Raw genomic sequence first — 16,052 nt, 5'->3', positions numbered from 1 at the left:
AGTCCATCCTGCGCCAGGCATTCGAAGAGGCGATCCACACCCACGCCTACCAGTACTGCATCGAATCGCTGGCCATGGATGAAGGCGAGATCTTCAACATGTACCACGAGATCCCATCGGTCGCGAAAAAAGCCACCTGGGGCCTCAAATACACCCGTTCGATCTCCGATCCGAAGTTCGAAACCGGCACCGTCGAAACCGACAAAGAACTGCTGCGCAACCTGATCGCCTACTACTGCGTTCTGGAAGGCATCTTCTTCTACTGCGGCTTCACCCAAATCCTCTCCATGGGCCGCCGCAACAAAATGACCGGCGTCGCCGAGCAGTTCCAGTACATCCTGCGCGACGAATCCATGCACCTGAACTTCGGCATCGACGTGATCAACCAGATCAAAATCGAAAACCCGCACTTGTGGGATGCTGAAATGAAGGAAGAAGCTTCGCAGATGATTCTGCAGGGGACTCAGCTGGAGATTGAATACGCTCGGGATACAATGCCTCGCGGGGTGTTGGGGATGAATGCGGCGATGATGGAGGACTATCTGAAGTTCATCGCTAACCGTCGTCTGTCGCAGATTGGGTTGAAGGAAGAGTATCCGGGGACTACGAATCCGTTCCCTTGGATGAGCGAGATTATGGACTTGAAGAAAGAGAAGAATTTCTTTGAGACGCGGGTTATTGAGTATCAGACTGGTGGGGCGTTGAGCTGGGATTGATTTTTAAACAAACTCCTATTTTTATAGAATGAAAAAGCCCTCGGTTCACCGGGGCTTTTTTTTATAAATGTTCCAATACCAACAGTGTTAAGCGACATCTGATAATTTCGCTAAAGCTACTATCTCAAGAACTTTTTAGGAAATACTCTGCCGCTGTATGTGGTGCCCGGTTGATCAGCGACTTTACTTCCCACTCCCATAACCGAAAACTTCCTGATACAATCCCATAATTTTTTTGGATTCAGAGGCTCTGAATGGAATCTTTCACGGACGCACCAACGATTATTGATCTGTTCAGTGGTTGTGGTGGATTTTCTCTTGGGGCCGAATTAGCAGGTTTTCAGTCCATTGCAGCTATCGACATTGACTCGACATTACAGTCAAGCTTCGGAAAGAACTTTCCCAAAGCAAAGCCAATTCAAGGAAATGTAGCCGAGATACTGAAATCCGATTGGAATCAGCTAATCGGAAGTGTCAGACCAACCGGCATAATTGGGGGCCCTCCATGCCAAGGCTTTAGCCGTATTGGCAAGCGTGAGAAACAAGACCCGCGCAACGACCTTATTCATCACTACTATCGTCACGTGAAAGAATTATCTCCTAAATTTTTTGTAATGGAGAACGTGCAAGGTTTGTTGGACAACGAAAATATTGAAACACTCATGAATGGAATTGAACAAGTTTCAGGAAAATACAAAATACTCGGCCCTTTCATTGTAAATGCCGCCAACTTCGGAGCCGCCACAAATAGACTTCGCGTAGTGGTGATAGGATATGATCCAGAAGAAATGGAGCCATTATCATTAGACAAATTATCTCCATCAGGCCCTATAAAACCAACAACAATAAGAGACGCAATATCAGATTTACCGCCCCCAATTATTGATCCTAAAAATAGCCTCGACTACGGATGGGCACTTTACCCATCTCTAGATGGCAAAAAACTTTCATCTTACGCAAAAAAAATGAGAAATCTGCCACCAAAAGGACTTGGTTGGAATGATTCTATCGCAAGAATGAAAGATGGTTATCTGTCAGGCCTAATAGAAACACGTCATACAGAAACTGTATCTGCTCGATATGCTAATACTCCATGCGGCAAGGCTGACCCAGTTAGTAAATCTTACAAACTACACTGGGACGGACTTAGCCCTACTTTAAGAGCAGGAACAGGTTCAGATAAAGGCTCGTTTCAGGCAGTACGTCCATTACACCCATCAGAGGGTAGAGTTATAACAGTTCGAGAAGCTGCGAGGATACAAGGCTTCCCTGATTGGTTTGTATTTCATCCAACCAAATGGCATAGCTTTAGAATGATTGGCAATAGCGTATCTCCTTTAATGTCGGAAGGACTACTTTCACCAATCTTTAAAAATGTAACCCAACAAAAAACCGAATGCGCCGCTTGACTGCAAGGAGTACACATGAACAAGGCTGTTAACAAACTTAAAGTTGATACACGCCCTAGCAAATTCGTGGTAGTTGACAGCCTTACCCGAGACATCAGTATCCAAGCATGCATTTTCGATCTTATTGACAACGCGGTTGATGCGGCCAGAGATACGATTTACAAAATCCATCCAGAAATAGACAAAGAAATCCCACCACCCTCATACAAAGGTTTCAAAATACAACTGACCATAAATGGTGATTTGTTTTCGATATCTGACAATTGCGGTGGAATATCAATTACCGACCTAGAAAATACAGCTTTAAAATTTGGTGATCGTTCGTCACACAACATGGGCATAGGTGTATTTGGCGTAGGCTTAAATAGGGCCATATTCAGGCTAGGCAAACATACAACAATAGCTACTGACACTGGATTAGAGCGCGCGGCACTTGTTCTAGACACAGAAGCATATTTAAACTCTGATGATTGGTATCTTCCAGCTGAACGATTACCAACTACCAAAATAATTGGCACAAAAATTGAAATCACCAAACTTCCTACCGAAAACTCACAGGTTTTTGCAGATCGAGTTTGGTTAAACGACCTGACAAAAGAAATCAGCAGACGGTATTGCAAGCTGCTTGACAAAGACTTGAACATTACGATCAATTCTTTACAGATAGAAAGCCTCTCGATAAAAATAAGAATCAACAGCCCCTATGAAGGACAGACTAAAATATTTAGAGCGCCAAATGTATCTGTTTTTATAGAATCAGGCCAACATGAACAACATCGATTCACAGCAGAACCGGACTACAACAAAGACACGAACGCAAGTTTGACAAGTGAATATGGATGGACCATTTACTGCAATGATAGAGCAATAGTAATCTCAGACAAAAGTAGAAAGACTGGGTGGACCAAAGCATTTCACAGTGAATTTTATGGTTTCGTCGGGAACATACACTTTACTAGCAAAGATCCTTCGCTTCTCCCCTGGAACACAACAAAAACTGACGTCGACTTAAATAACATTGCTTATCAAATGGCACTTTCAGATATGGAAAAATTCGTCGCTCAATGGAGAAGCGACGCAGGTGACGCTAAAAGAAGAAAGCGTAAAAATGAAACTATTACCTCCCCACCTGCTTCTTCCGAAACCGGGGGTAATTCTGGTGAAAAAAATGGAAAAAAGGAAAAGGAAAAGGAAAACCCTTCCTCCAAACCTACTCAGCCGACAAAAAAGCCCACTATTAAAATAGATCACAATACTTTTTCAACCATACTTCCTCAAGACATTGATGAACTCCACTGTGACGAAAAACACCTCGCATTGGTACATGAAGCTAAGAGATTAGATCTTAACCAGCACACCTACTCAGGGCTGGTATTAATTAGAATACTGTTTGAAACAAGTACAATTTGCTATCTCGCTAGACATGATATGTATGACGATCTAAAAAGCACAATTATAGAATCTAGAAATCAAGATAAAATTGTTCGTGGATTGAAGCCACTAACTGTGAAAGAAACGAAGCATCTGGAACCAAGCCTAGATGAAATACTTTCGTTCCTTTCTTTACACGATGAAATTTGGGATACGGCCAGAAGAAACAAACTGAAACAAAGTCTTACACGGTTTGCGGCCCATAAACCGATTCTAAATAGCGCCGCTCACAATGCCTTCCAACCAATAAATAGGTTGACCGCATTTGCCATTCGCGAAGAAATACTACCGGCTCTTCGGTACCTAATAGAAAACTAATTTACTTAGGCCCGATGCGAATTCACACGCCTCGACCAATGAAACTTTCAGCTTGACCATATGGACCAAAACTCATAGCCTGAGATCCCGGCGCCTAAGAAACGCCTCAAGTAGCGGCCTGACCGCTCCCGAAAGATGCGGCTTTTTTTGTGCCTACGGATTTCTTGTGGGTGTAAAAAAAACCTCTGCTATGTCGGGAGTGGGCGAATACAAGACCCGAAAGGGGAATATGTCCGGCCTTCTACTTGGGGTTTCTTAACTCCCGGCGCCTTAGCCCTAAGAAAGCTATCAAGTAGAGGTAATGGATATGCCTAAGCGTTTTCCCTTCCTATTGAAGGAAATGACCTACATTTTCACCGCAAAAAATATGCTTCCGATCCAGGAGGCCTATCATGTCTGATCCATACATCCCTACCGTCTTCATTCGCCAAAACCTCGAACTTCATGCCCTCCTCCTGGAAAACCAGCCATGGTTCTGCGCCCGAGATTTCGGTCGTTTGATGGGTTTTCATCTGAACAATCGAGTGGTCAGCAAACTGGACGAGGATCAGCGGCATACGTTGTTGATCGACTACCACGGCCAGCCAGAGAAACGGTTGATGCTCAGCGAGTCCGGCGTCTATGCGTTGTTGGTCTATCACTACGCGCCGGGGAATCGGCTGTTGCGCGAGTGGCTGACTCATCAAGTGGTGCCGGCCTTGCGCGATGCGGCGCCGTCAAAGAATGCAGACCGGCCGATGTTGAGTTTGTTGGATTGGCCGGAGATGTCGTTGAGTCTGTTGCATTGGCAGGATGAAGGTTGGATTCGGCTGCGGGACATGCCTTATCTGTTGCTCAATCGGACACGGCGGCGGGTGCCGGTGGTTAAGCCTTGGTGGCGGAAGGTTTGGGAGGCGTTTCAGTCTTCGAAGCATTCGGTTGGCTAGCCTTTGTAGGATCAACTGAAAGAAGCGTCGGTCTTTTCTGTAGGAATTTTCGTAGACAGTCGTAATGGCCACTCAGTATCGTCCGAGGGTTTTCAGCCCTCGGCGATTTTATGGACACGGAAAAGAGCAACAGCGATTGGACTGACATTGAGATTCAGGCTGCGGTAGACGCCTATCTCAGCATGTTGTCCCGCGAGCAGAGTGGTCAGAAAGTCGTTAAGACTGAGGAGAATCGCATCTTGCGTGAGGGAGCCTTAGCCGGTCGGACCAAAGGGTCGGTTGAGTTTCGAATGCAGAACATCTCTACAGTGCTGGAGGAGCTGGATCGAGCTCGCATTGCGGGATACAAACCCGCCAAGAATGTCGGCGCGAATGTGGCGCGAAGCATTCGAAAAGCGCTCAACGCTCCAAGTACGTTGACACCTGCGGATTTTGCCCCAACGGCGGACGAGGCAACGCTGGAACAGCGATCTGCCAAACTTGAAAAACAACCGATTAAAGACGTGCCGAAAGGGATTGAGCGACCAGAACAAACTCAGTCCAGCGGAAGGTCTTTTGTTCGCGATCCCGGGGTGAGAGCTTGGGTTCGCCAACAGGCTAACGGTAGATGCGAAGGCTGTGGCGAGCCCGCTCCCTTTGAAAAGGATGGCAAGCCGTTTCTTGAGGTTCATCACGTTAAGCATTTAGCGCAGGAAGGTTCGGATCGTCCGAGCAATGCTGTGGCGCTGTGCCCAAACTGTCATCGCCGTTGTCACCATTCGAGTGACCGGGATGAGTTCACTGCCTCACTGTTTCAGAAGGTGGAACGGCTGAAGTTTGAGTGATTGAGCCTGTAAAACTTCATCGGCACATGTGCACGAAAACGGCGAGTCGTAAGAATTGCGCTGCCCTCCCGATAAAAAGAGAAATCGCTTAGAGTCATCCAGGATTCGTCCTACAGCCACGATCAGCCACGTTCGTTAACGTCGCGCAGCCCCTTTTTCGGGGCTGCCGATGGATGAACGAAAGGATGATCAGTGGCTGGCAACAAGGACATTCCGCGGATTAAGAATCCGCCCTCCGGTGATGGGCATCACGTCACTCACCGCTTCATGACCGCCACCGAATTGGCCGAGCGGGACGCCAGACAAAAAGCCTACGAGGCCATGCTGGCCCGGCAAGACGCCTTCGAACGCAGCCGTCAGGTCATAGCGCAAAAGCAAAGGACCACTCAAGCCGGATGTGTCTTCGCCAAGTCCTGCAAGCTGCCGGACGCCATCATCGATTATTCGAATCCCTCAGGGATGGTGCCGACCGATAGCCTCAAAGACTACGGTGACCTGATTCTGCTGGGTGCTCGCCACGCGGATGAATCAGGTGCTGTGCCATTGAAGAAGATCAGTGGCACAGCGATTCCCGTCGGTCTGGGCTCCCTCGCCTTGGCCGGCTCGGCATTCGCCGCTGCTCCCGTGGCTGCCGCAAGCGCCGTTACAGCAACGCTGGTTGGCCTTGCTGCTCTGGTCACACCCTCGAATCTGGGCGACAGCTCGCTTTACACCGAAGACCAACTCCGTGCGCTCAAACAGGCCCGTACCCGCGTTCGCTTGCGCGTCGAGCAACAGACTGACGGCAGCCTCAAGGTATACGCTTTTTACACCGGTAAAAATCGCGATTGGGAAATGGTTGATGTCGCGCAATTCACCTTGCGTGGCAGCCAGCAGGTGGCTGACCTGGGTGACGGCATTGAACTGATCTGGACGCCGGCCGTGGACGGTTCCGACATCCTGGGCATTCCGGCGCTGGAGGCTGCCCCGCAAGCACCGCATATCTGGGTTTATCCGCCGACGAAAGCGGCTGACAGCATCATCGTGAACCCGGTGTATCCGCCGGAGTACAAGGATTTCATTCTGGTATTCCCGGCGGGATCAGGGGTACGTCCGGTTTATATTGTGGTGAGTGTTCGGGGCAAAGGCACAGCCGAAGCGGGTCACACCTATCACCCAGCCCCCGAAACCGAAGACATCACTGCATTTCCTGGTTTGAGAAGAACAAAAAAGAAAACGCCATACGCGGGAGGACTTCGGGATCGCTGGACTGATGTGAAGGGTAGAACAATTTATGAGTGGGATTTTTTACATGGTGAACTTGAAGCCTATCGTTCAAGTGATGGCAGCCACTTAGGTTCTTTCGACTATGAGACTGGCGAACAGCTGGACCCACCGAAGAAAAATCGAAGCATCAAAAAATATTTATGAGGACGTTATGGGACTGAAAATCAGGCTTGAATGGTATGACAAACGAACCGATATGGGAGAAGGAGAGGAGTTGTCGAAAGACTTTGGCGATGATGGCTCTGTAATCGAAGCGCTGGGCATCCCTATTGAAAACAACGTGAACAATGGCGGTTTCAACGTCTCTCCCGACTGGGTCAGCACTCTCCAGCCCCATTTCCACCACGCCATTCAGTTGCTTTCCTATGACTACCAAGTTTCGTTCGTCTATCGAGACAATTGGCAATCGAAGTGAGAGTGGACTGAAACATTCAACAAAAAAAACCGATCATTCCCCTGATCGGTTTTTACTTGATTTCTTCGCTTAGTGCGAAATGCGACTTGTCAGCTTTTTGTTTGCCTGATCCAGGCCAGCTACAAAACCGAACAGCGGCAAGACGTCTCCCACGGCTTGGTGGTCGGCTTGCGGAATGTGGTGATCTTCCAAATCGGGAGAAGGCTCCCACGGGGCATCTGCGGTGGGTTTGGAAACATCGGTATTCCGCTCACCTCACGACCGTGCAGAAACCACCCGAACCCCATACTTCGGAATAATCCCGTCCGCCGTGACCAACTCCAACCCTTCTGCCTGAGCTTGGGCAATCAACATCCGATCAAACGGATCGCGATGAATCTCCGGTAACTTCCCTGCCTGCTGTCCATGGAACAGCGAAATTGGCAGCTTGGTAAACCCCTCGTCCTCAACGAGCGCCTCAAGATCCTCTGGAGCGTCTAGCATCCCTTTAGCCTGTTTAATCGATATCTCCCAGATCGAAGCGGCACTCACTAAGACCTGATTACGCGGCTCCCCCATCATCTGTCGAGCATCTGCGCCCAGTGCAGGATCATCAGACAGCCACCAAAGAAACGCATGGGTATCCAACAACAAGCGCCTCATAGACTGCCCTCAAATCCATCGATGATGTCCTCGGGGGTCTTGTCAAAATCTGCAGACATCCGAATCTTCCCCTTCAACCGGCCAGGCTTGCGCGCCCGGGGTGTATCGACATGAGGCAGCAGATCGAGATAAGGCTTGCCGGCCTTGGCGATCACGACCTTGTCGCCATGCCATACACGTTCAGCAAGTTGGGAGAGTTGGGATTTTGCTTCGTGCATGTTTACTTGCACCAGTTCATTCATATGGCACCTCTATAGAGTTAGCTAAGCTAGCCTAAGCTCGAGATTTCCAATAGGCAAGGTGTCGAGCTGACCGCTTGTCAAATAGCGAGCTTGTCCGAGAAAACCGACAATGCGTTCAACCAGATGCCCCCTGGTGTTCCTGGGTTTTTCGCGAACAGGCTCACACCCACAGAGCTGGTGGGTTGCCGCAGATTTTATTGTGTTTTGAAAACATTCAGTGCAACCCACCCCGCCTCCCGCTATTAATACCCTTCCCCACTCAAGGACCCGAGCCCGCCATGAAATTCGACCTCGCCTACTGCCTCAGCCTCGACGACAAGCTGTCGATCTATGACGTGCGCGATCTCAATTTCGACGAAACCATGGAGTTCGATTCCGCCAAGGAACACTTCCAATGTCCCAATGACGCATGCAGGGCGGCTTTCGATGCGACGAATGTGCTGACGACGTTCAACGCCAAAAACGTGAATTACGTGCGCACCCCGCACTTCAAGAACACGCCCAGCACCCGGCATGTGGCGGATTGTCCTTATGTCAGTCTCAAGGCGTCGGCGTCAGGTGTGGACGCGGACGGTGCGGAAACGGATGACAGTCGCGAGGAGCATTTCCCGTCGGAGTTGTTGCTGACTCGGCGTGAGTATGTGCGTAAGCCGTCGAACCCGGTGGTGGCGGCGGATGTGGTGCGGGACGATCCGAAGCCAATCACTGCGGCTAGCAACACAGAACACCCGAGCCATGAAACGGCGCCGGACAAGACCAGCATATTCGCCCACCCGGTGGAGTGTTTTGTGTCGAACTTCGAGGACAAGGACCTGCTCAAGCGCATGCCGCTGAAGATTGGCGAGCACACGGCGCCTTATGGGTCGTTCTTCAAGAAGATTGAATACCTGACGGACAACAAGGGGCTGATTTACTGGGGCAAGATCAAGGAGATCAAGGATTACACGCAGAGCTTTCGCATCGATTTTGAGCAGAAGGTCTGGTTCAAACAGGCGGACGAGGCGAAGAAGAAGCCGTATTCAGTCAACGTTTACCTGAGCAAGAAGTTGATCGAGAACTACCGTAAGCGCAAAGCGTTTCTGGAAGAGATCAAGCATGCCATCGACAGTGAAGCGGAGTTGTATTGCTTCTTTTATGGCGTGACGCCGGAGTTGAAGCAGGTGCCGAGCAAGAAAAACCCCGAGCAGACGTTCGGGGTGTTCAGTGCGAATATCGAGAACCTGGATCACTTTATTATTCGTGAGGCACCGGGGCTGGCGGATAAGTAATTCAGTGTCAGGGAAACTGCAATGCTACGTGGCCGGGGTGTTGTTTGATCAGGTTGTACGGCAGGACGCTCCATTCCACGCTTCGACACATGGCTTGGTTGTGAGCAAAGGAAGGCAGCAACTTGATGCCTTGGTCGGTGAAGTACCAGGAAGGGAATATCCACGCCTGTTCTTCACCGTAGACGCAGCCATCATTGCGCTCAGTCGTGGTGGTGACTTCCTCGGGATAGAGCGTACGCAATTGACCTAGCAGCCACGGTGCCAGTTCTTTGGTGCGGTATTCGGAATAGGCGCGATAAGCATCATAGGATGCCTTTTCGTCGAGCTGGCTCAGTTCGTAGTGCTGCGGTTCGCCCAGTCCTATCCAAAGCACATCTTCCAGCGCCAGGGTCTTGCCGGTCTTGGTATCGAGATTGAACGGCATGTCCCTCTCATCCGAGAAAGACCCGCCACAGTTGTCCTCGGCCATGATGTTCACGCTGATCACCGAGGGTGACATCCACAACGGATCGGCCGTTTGGCTGTAGACGTACGTGCCGGGCTGGGTGAGGCAGTCGTGAAAGCTGACGACTTGCTGCCACAATCGCCCCATTAATTGTTGATTGATGCGCTGAAGTTCTTCGGCGCTGTAACCCGAAACCACTTCAAACAACGACATCCCGGATTGCGGTTCGCTCCACCATTGCAGCGTGTAGCCCATGAAGGTTTCGGTCTTGCCTTGTTTGAGTTTCATACCTTGCAGGCGCAGGTATTCATAAGGCGCCACGTCATGGAGCGTAGCGAGATAAGGCGAAGTATCCACTGGAACCGGTGGTAGTTTGGCTTGCAGCAGTTCTATCTTCAGGACTTTACCTTGGGGACTGGTCCATTCCCCGGACAAGCCGCTGGGCGTGGGCTGAAGACGAATGTTTGGGCGCGGTTCACCCTCGCGATCGCGGTAGTTGCCCTCCTCAAATCTCAGTGCCTCACCTTCCTTTTCGCCACTGAGTATTAAGTCCTTGCGGTACTTCTGGTAGAAGTACCGCCCGCTCACGACCTTGCCATTATCGGAGTTCACCTCCAACACAATCGGCGAATTGCCTAATGTTCCGGTATAGACCTGTTTGTCACTGTTGGCCCCCAGCGCAGTAGAAACCGTTGAGCACACCAGCACGACAACGCCGGTCAAGCGACACAATCGTTTGAACATCAAATCTTCCCTGGGTAAATGTTTCCGTATGCAGCCTATGGCAGTTGCAGTGCTACGCCGCCGGGGTGCTGTTTGACGAGGCTGTAGGGCAGAACGCTCCAGCCTATGTTTCGGCACACAGCAGCCACGTGAGCGAAGGAAGGCTCTAACCGGATGCCGTTTTCGGTGAAGTACCAGTCCGGAAATTGCCAAGGGTCTTCTTCGTTGTAGCCGCAGTCGTTCTCCCCCTCTGACGTTGTCGTCACTTCCCTGGGATAGAGCTTAAGCAGTTGCGCCACCAGCCAGGGCGCCAACTCTTTGGAGCGGTAGGCGGAATAGTCTTCGAAAGACTCGGGTGAATGCTCATCGTCGTCATCGTTGTGTTCGAAATGCAGTGGCTTGCCCTGCCCCACCCACAACACGTCATCAAGCGTCAGGGCGTTTCCGGTGCGGGTATCAAGATTGAGCGCTTGATTGTACTGATTCGGGTAAGCGCCACCGCAGTAGTACTCGAATGAGAGCGTCGTGCTCATTACGGAAGGCGCCATCCACGACGGCTGCATCGTCTGATTGTAATAGCTCTCACGGCCATCGACGTAGCAGCCGAAATGCCCCTCCACGCCCTGCCACAACCGCGTCATTAACTGCTGATTGATCCGCCGACGTGCCTCTGCGGCGTAACCTGAAACCACTTCAAATCCTTCTGATTTTGTCTGCGGCTCGCTCCACCATTGCAGCGTGTAACCCATGAAGATTTCGGTCCGCCCTTGTTTGAGTTTCAGGCCTTGCAGACGTAGGAATTCGTACGGTTCCTTGTCATGGAGTCTGACGAGATAGGGCAACGAATCGGCGGACACAGGCGGGAGTTTGGCTGGCTGCAACTCGACCTTGAGGACTTTGCCTTGTGAGCTGATCCATTCGCCGGACCAACCGTCGGACTTGGGTTGCAAGCGAAATTGCGGGAGAGGCTTGCCCTCTTCTTCAGGCGGGCTGCCCTCATCGAGTATCAGGGTTTCGCCTTCTTTTTTGCCGGTGAGCACCAGATCGCCGCGGTACTTTTGGTAGAAGTAGCGACCGTCACTGCCGCTGGCGTTCACCTCCAGCACGATCGGTGTTTTGCCCACCGTTCCGATGTAGACCCGAGTACCGTTTTCAGCCCACAGCGCAGTAGAAAATGTTGTGCACGCCAGCATGACAACGCCGGGCAGACGGAACAGTCCTTTGAACATCACATCATCCTTGAATGGAACGAGCGCCTGCTCGCGGTAAAGAGCCGCGGATTATGGCGAAGCATCGTCCGATAATCGATGAAAAGCTACGTCGCCAGCACTCAACTCAGGCACATGCTGATCATCACCAAGACCAGCAAACCCACATACACCCGCGCATGGGTTCGATCCGGTATCCGCCCAATCCAAGGCGTGGCCAATCGAATTCCCACCAACGATCCCATCGTCAACACCGCAAACGCCATCACATCCACATAGCCGATAAACCACGGTCCCAGATCAAACTCGGTGAACCCCGCCATCGCCATGTAAGTCAGCGTCCCGGCCAACGCCACCGGCAGGCTTAGCGGATTGGCCATGGACGTCGCCTGACTCATGCTCAATCCACATCGACGCAACAACGGCACGGTCATGACGCTGCCACCCACGCCTAGAAAGGTCGCGATCGCGCCGATTCCTACGCCACCACCCGACACTTCTGCCCTGCCCAATCGTCGTGGGATTGCGGTGTCGGACGCTGTCAGAAAACCGCGTCTGAAAAGGCAATCTACGATGGTCACGCCCAAGTAAGCGATGAAGGCATAGCGAATCACCTCGCCACTCACCCACATCGCGGCGACCGCTCCGACGATTGCGCCCAGGCCGATGAACCCGCCCAGAGGCCACAGATAATGACGAATGAGATTGCCGGCGCGACGGTGTTTGCCGGTGGCGATCAATGCGTTGACGATCATCACGCAGGTCGAAGTCGCCACGGCAATGTGCATCGCCGATTGACCGATAGGGTCGTCGACACCATGGCTTGCAGTGAGGAAGCGGTAAAGCAATGGCACCACGACGAAGCCGCCACCAAAACCGAACAACACCGCGCTGACGCCAGTCATGCACCCGAAAAATGCCAGCAGGAGATAAAACATTGCGCGTCGTCCATTGATTGAGAGCGGTCGACAATAGAGCGATGCGCCTTGGCGTGCTTCAGCAAGTCAGCCAATAATGTTCGCGTTTACGCCAACTGCTGGAAGACGCTCAATGCGCAATGTTTCGATCAATCTGCTGGATGACACTCCACGCTCGGTGGTGGCGGTCGGTACGGATTATTCCCACGGCCATGTGTTGCCCCGTCATACGCATCGGCGGGCACAACTCCTCTACGGCGCCACGGGGGTGATGCAGGTCAGCACGCACGACGGCAATTGGGTGGTGCCGCCGCAGCGGGCGGTGTGGATTCCGGCGGGAGTGGCGCATGAAGTGCTGATGCTGGGGGTGAGCACGCGCAGTTTGTATATCGAACCTGGCACGGTTGATCTGGGGGATCGTTGCCAGGTAATCAGTGTGTCGCCGTTGATGCGGCATTTGTTGATGGAGGCGGTGGAGATCCCGCTGGCGTATGACGAGGCCGGGCGCGATGGCGCGCTGATCGACTTGCTGCTGCATGAGCTGGCGCGCAGTGCTCATTTGCCGTTGCACATTCCTCTACCGGTCGATGTGCGGTTGCTTGGGTTGTGCCAAGGCTTTTTGCAGCGGCCCGACGCGCATCAATCGCCGCAGCAATGGGCCGATCAATTGCACATCAGCTTGCGCACGTTCAATCGGTTGTTCCGCCAGCAGACTGGCCTCTGTTTCAGCCAATGGCGCCAGCGGGCTTGTGTGGTGCTGGCCCTGGCACGATTGGCGGCGGGCACGCCGGTGACGCGTATTGCGCTGGATTTCGGTTATGACAGCCCGGCGGCATTCTCGACCATGTTTCGCCGCGTATTGGGACAGGCACCGTCCGTCTGGATGGAGGGCGCGACATAGCAAAAATCAAAAAATGAGTTTGATCCGGGCGCAAAACAACTGTACAAAACAACAGTACTTTTTGGATTAGCACTCTCGAGCCCGGAGAACACCATGGCCTCTCTTGCGATGAAAATCACCCTGGAACGTATCGCCCTTTTCCAATTCACCCCGACCCACTGTGCCCAGGCCCGAGCGATGCTGGGTTGGAGCGTGGAAGAGCTCTCGGAGGAATCCGGTGTCTCCGTGGACGCCATTGTGCGATTTGAGGACGAACGCGACGTGCTGGATGTCACCCGGCTGGCGTTGGCGTATCGGTTTGAATCGGAAGGCCTGGTGTTCTTCCCGGGGTTTGCGCCGGGTCGAGGGATGAATGTGAGAGGGTCGACGCCTGATCCGGTGGGTCGGGCGGACTACGCGATGGTTGAGTGAGGAGTCAGCAGATGAATGGAATCGATGAATGCGACAGGCGCGGTATTCCGACTTCGGGTGCTGCCGATGTGGGTGAGATGAGGGCCAAGGCCGAATACCTCATGAAGATCGGCTTGCTCCTCGACACCGGTCAGTTGGGCAAGGTGGAGGCGGCGCAAAGGCTGGGGCTGTCCGCGGGGGAGCTGGATGAAATTCTTGGCGGGAATGTTCGCGATCTGACGGTGGCGAAGATCGCGGGCCGCTCCATGGCGAGCGGCCCGACGGCAGAGGATCAGGCGTTCTGAGGCTTGACTTGATCACGCCTGCGGGAAGGGAAAATGACGATCCCCATTGAGCGCGCAACCAAGCCTTTAACGCCGACCATCCCCGCCTTGGTCTTGGACCTTACTGCTCTTTAAACGCAGGATTCTGGCGTTCTAACGATGCTTGTTCATAGCTGTAAGCCAGCGCCAGCAGTTGGGGTTCACTCCAGCGCTGGCCGAAAAAGAACACAGACGTTGGCAGCTCATCGCTGTTCATTCCCGACGGGACGGTAATGGCTGGGTAACCAGCGACTGCGGCACTGAATTGCGAGTAGCCATCGGCATCGGCGAACAATGCATCCAGGTTACGTTCAGCCATTTGCTCATCAATGGCAGCCTTGAAGCTGGCACTGAGGATTCCGAACATTTCGGTTGCCTGCGAGTGGGTCATGTCCAGTTCGTTGATGTCGTTCAGCATTTGCTGCCCGTAGCCTTCGGCGCCCGGATTAAGTTCGTTGAAATCGATCAACTGTTGAAGCGTCTGAATCGGTAGGCCTGAACGGCTGGTCAGGTACTCGGGCAGTTCATGTTTCATGCCTGCCATGAGGGTGTTGAAATAGCCATCGATATCTGGCAGTCGAAGCTTCAACGGCACCAGGGTAGCGCCTTGCTCTTCCAGTGTGGCCAATGCCATCAGGAATTCAAAACCGGGTCGAAGAACAGTGCCATTCGTGCCGACATACTCAGTCGGGTAACCGATTCTTTTGCCTTGCAGTGCATCCGTGGTGAGCAGCGCGGTGTAGTCGACGCCTGCTGGCGCATCGCTGGTTACCGGGTCACTGGCGTCAACACCTTGCAGGGCATTGAACATCAGCGCGGCATCGCGGACGGTCCGAGTGAGGGTACCCGGCGTGTCTTGCAGACGGGTGATGGGAATGATGCCCGATCGACTGAACAGACCCAACGTAGGCTTGACGCCCACCACTCCATTGGCTGAAGCAGGGCACGTGATGGAACCGTTGGTTTCGGTACCGATGGCCAACGGTGCAAAACCGGCGGCGACACCGGCGGCTGAACCCGAGCTGGAACCGCAGATTTCGCCGTTTAGCACGTGGGGATTTTTACCCTGGCCACCTCGACCACTCCAACCGTGGGGCAAGCCCATTTCCCGGACGTAAGCCCATTCGCTCATGTTGGTTTTGCCGAGAATGACGGCACCTGCGTCACGCAGCTGTTTGACGACAAACGCATCGTTTGCAGCAGGCTGGCCGATCATGGCCAAAGATCCCGCGCTCGTTTGCATCTGGTCCGCCGTGTCGATGTTGTCCTTGAGCAGGACTGGAATGCCGTGCAACGGGCCACGCACTTTTCCGTCCTGACGCTCCTGGTCCAGGGCGGTGGCAATGTCGATGGCCTGCGGGTTGAGCTCGATAATCGCGTTGATCATCGGTCCTTGCTTATCCAACGTGTCGATACGCGCCCGCAAATATTCCACCAGTGTTACTGAGGTGAGTTCGTTACGCTCCATCCGCTCGGTGAGCTCCCTGACGCTCGCATATTCGAGCGACTGGGCAGTAACGGAGGTGTTGTTGTCTGCGAATGCAGGTCCGCTGACCGATAGCAGAATGATCTGCGCCAGTGCCGTCATGCGGTTTTTTAGAACGTCCTTCATTTACAGCTTCCTTGTTATGGCTAATCGCGGGTGAGTCATTTCACCCGCCGCACAGCCTACCTAAACCGCAGGAAAC

General features: G+C 52.6%; 17 protein-coding genes. 11 read left to right on the top strand and 6 right to left on the bottom strand.

Going from position 1 to position 16,052, the window contains the following annotated elements:
- The 7 genes from ACIQV9_RS23165 to ACIQV9_RS23135 form a co-directional block, all read left to right on the top strand.
- On the top strand, window positions 1-716 hold a 716-nt coding region (locus tag ACIQV9_RS23165; RefSeq protein ID WP_403106416.1), incomplete at its 5' end, for a ribonucleotide-diphosphate reductase subunit beta.
- A 254-nt stretch (window positions 717-970) separates the two neighbouring features.
- A complete protein-coding gene (locus tag ACIQV9_RS23160; RefSeq protein WP_403106412.1) occupies window positions 971-2,125 on the top strand; it encodes a DNA cytosine methyltransferase in 1,155 nt (384 codons plus the stop codon).
- 15 nt (window positions 2,126-2,140) lie between these two features.
- Entirely contained in the window at window positions 2,141-3,874 is a 1,734-nt protein-coding gene (locus ACIQV9_RS23155) for an ATP-binding protein (RefSeq protein WP_403106409.1), read from the top strand.
- A 392-nt stretch (window positions 3,875-4,266) separates the two neighbouring features.
- Window positions 4,267-4,800 (top strand): Bro-N domain-containing protein, encoded by a 534-nt coding sequence (locus ACIQV9_RS23150; RefSeq protein ID WP_403106406.1) that lies wholly within the window; start codon window positions 4,267-4,269, stop codon window positions 4,798-4,800.
- A 110-nt stretch (window positions 4,801-4,910) separates the two neighbouring features.
- Entirely contained in the window at window positions 4,911-5,624 is a 714-nt protein-coding gene (locus ACIQV9_RS23145) for an HNH endonuclease (protein ID WP_403106403.1), read from the top strand.
- Between the two features lie 192 nt (window positions 5,625-5,816).
- The gene (locus tag ACIQV9_RS23140) at window positions 5,817-7,034 is read left to right on the top strand and encodes an S-type pyocin domain-containing protein (RefSeq protein ID WP_403106400.1); all 1,218 of its coding nucleotides are present in this window, start codon (window positions 5,817-5,819) and stop codon (window positions 7,032-7,034) included.
- Between the two features lie 7 nt (window positions 7,035-7,041).
- Window positions 7,042-7,305, top strand: a complete 264-nt coding sequence (locus ACIQV9_RS23135; protein ID WP_403106397.1) for a colicin E3-like toxin immunity protein — start codon at window positions 7,042-7,044, stop codon at window positions 7,303-7,305.
- 255 nt (window positions 7,306-7,560) lie between these two features.
- Here ACIQV9_RS23135 and ACIQV9_RS23130 read toward each other — a convergent pair whose 3' ends face one another.
- Together ACIQV9_RS23130 and ACIQV9_RS23125 are read right to left on the bottom strand one after the other, a co-directional pair.
- On the bottom strand, window positions 7,561-7,932 hold the full coding sequence (locus tag ACIQV9_RS23130; RefSeq protein WP_403106394.1) for a type II toxin-antitoxin system VapC family toxin: 372 nt from the start codon (window positions 7,930-7,932) through the stop codon (window positions 7,561-7,563).
- Between the two features lie 11 nt (window positions 7,933-7,943).
- Window positions 7,944-8,189 (bottom strand): type II toxin-antitoxin system Phd/YefM family antitoxin, encoded by a 246-nt coding sequence (locus tag ACIQV9_RS23125; RefSeq protein ID WP_149417353.1) that lies wholly within the window; start codon window positions 8,187-8,189, stop codon window positions 7,944-7,946.
- A 278-nt stretch (window positions 8,190-8,467) separates the two neighbouring features.
- Between ACIQV9_RS23125 and ACIQV9_RS23120 the strand changes: the two genes are divergently transcribed.
- Window positions 8,468-9,457 carry a hypothetical protein gene (locus ACIQV9_RS23120; protein WP_403106393.1) on the top strand — a complete coding sequence of 330 codons (990 nt, stop codon included), beginning with the start codon at window positions 8,468-8,470 and terminating at the stop codon, window positions 9,455-9,457.
- 7 nt (window positions 9,458-9,464) lie between these two features.
- On the opposite strand, the gene ACIQV9_RS23115 is transcribed toward ACIQV9_RS23120, so the two are convergent.
- From ACIQV9_RS23115 to ACIQV9_RS23105, 3 genes are all read right to left on the bottom strand, one after another.
- The gene (locus ACIQV9_RS23115; protein WP_403106391.1) at window positions 9,465-10,646 is read right to left on the bottom strand and encodes a hypothetical protein; all 1,182 of its coding nucleotides are present in this window, start codon (window positions 10,644-10,646) and stop codon (window positions 9,465-9,467) included.
- Between the two features lie 35 nt (window positions 10,647-10,681).
- Window positions 10,682-11,854, bottom strand: coding sequence for a hypothetical protein (locus tag ACIQV9_RS23110; protein WP_403106390.1), 1,173 nt, complete (start codon window positions 11,852-11,854; stop codon window positions 10,682-10,684).
- A 101-nt stretch (window positions 11,855-11,955) separates the two neighbouring features.
- Entirely contained in the window at window positions 11,956-12,771 is an 816-nt protein-coding gene (locus ACIQV9_RS23105; RefSeq protein WP_403106387.1) for a sulfite exporter TauE/SafE family protein, read from the bottom strand.
- 112 nt (window positions 12,772-12,883) lie between these two features.
- On the opposite strand from ACIQV9_RS23105, the gene ACIQV9_RS23100 reads away from it, so the two are divergent.
- From ACIQV9_RS23100 to ACIQV9_RS23090, 3 genes are all read left to right on the top strand, one after another.
- Window positions 12,884-13,651, top strand: coding sequence for an AraC family transcriptional regulator (locus tag ACIQV9_RS23100; RefSeq protein ID WP_403106384.1), 768 nt, complete (start codon window positions 12,884-12,886; stop codon window positions 13,649-13,651).
- Between the two features lie 93 nt (window positions 13,652-13,744).
- Window positions 13,745-14,062 (top strand): XRE family transcriptional regulator, encoded by a 318-nt coding sequence (locus ACIQV9_RS23095; RefSeq protein ID WP_403106381.1) that lies wholly within the window; start codon window positions 13,745-13,747, stop codon window positions 14,060-14,062.
- An 11-nt stretch (window positions 14,063-14,073) separates the two neighbouring features.
- Window positions 14,074-14,346: a hypothetical protein gene (locus ACIQV9_RS23090; RefSeq protein WP_403106378.1), complete on the top strand. Its 273-nt coding sequence runs from the start codon at window positions 14,074-14,076 to the stop codon at window positions 14,344-14,346.
- Between the two features lie 100 nt (window positions 14,347-14,446).
- Here the strand turns inward: ACIQV9_RS23090 and ACIQV9_RS23085 are convergent, their stop codons facing one another.
- Window positions 14,447-15,976, bottom strand: a complete 1,530-nt coding sequence (locus tag ACIQV9_RS23085) for an amidase family protein (RefSeq protein WP_403106375.1) — start codon at window positions 15,974-15,976, stop codon at window positions 14,447-14,449.
- Between the last annotated feature and the right edge of the window lie 76 nt (window positions 15,977-16,052).

The sequence above is a fragment of the Pseudomonas sp. NPDC099000 genome (genome assembly GCF_044759925.1).
GTDB lineage: Bacteria > Pseudomonadota > Gammaproteobacteria > Pseudomonadales > Pseudomonadaceae > Aquipseudomonas.
This window is presented reverse-complemented; position numbering and strand designations above follow the sequence as displayed.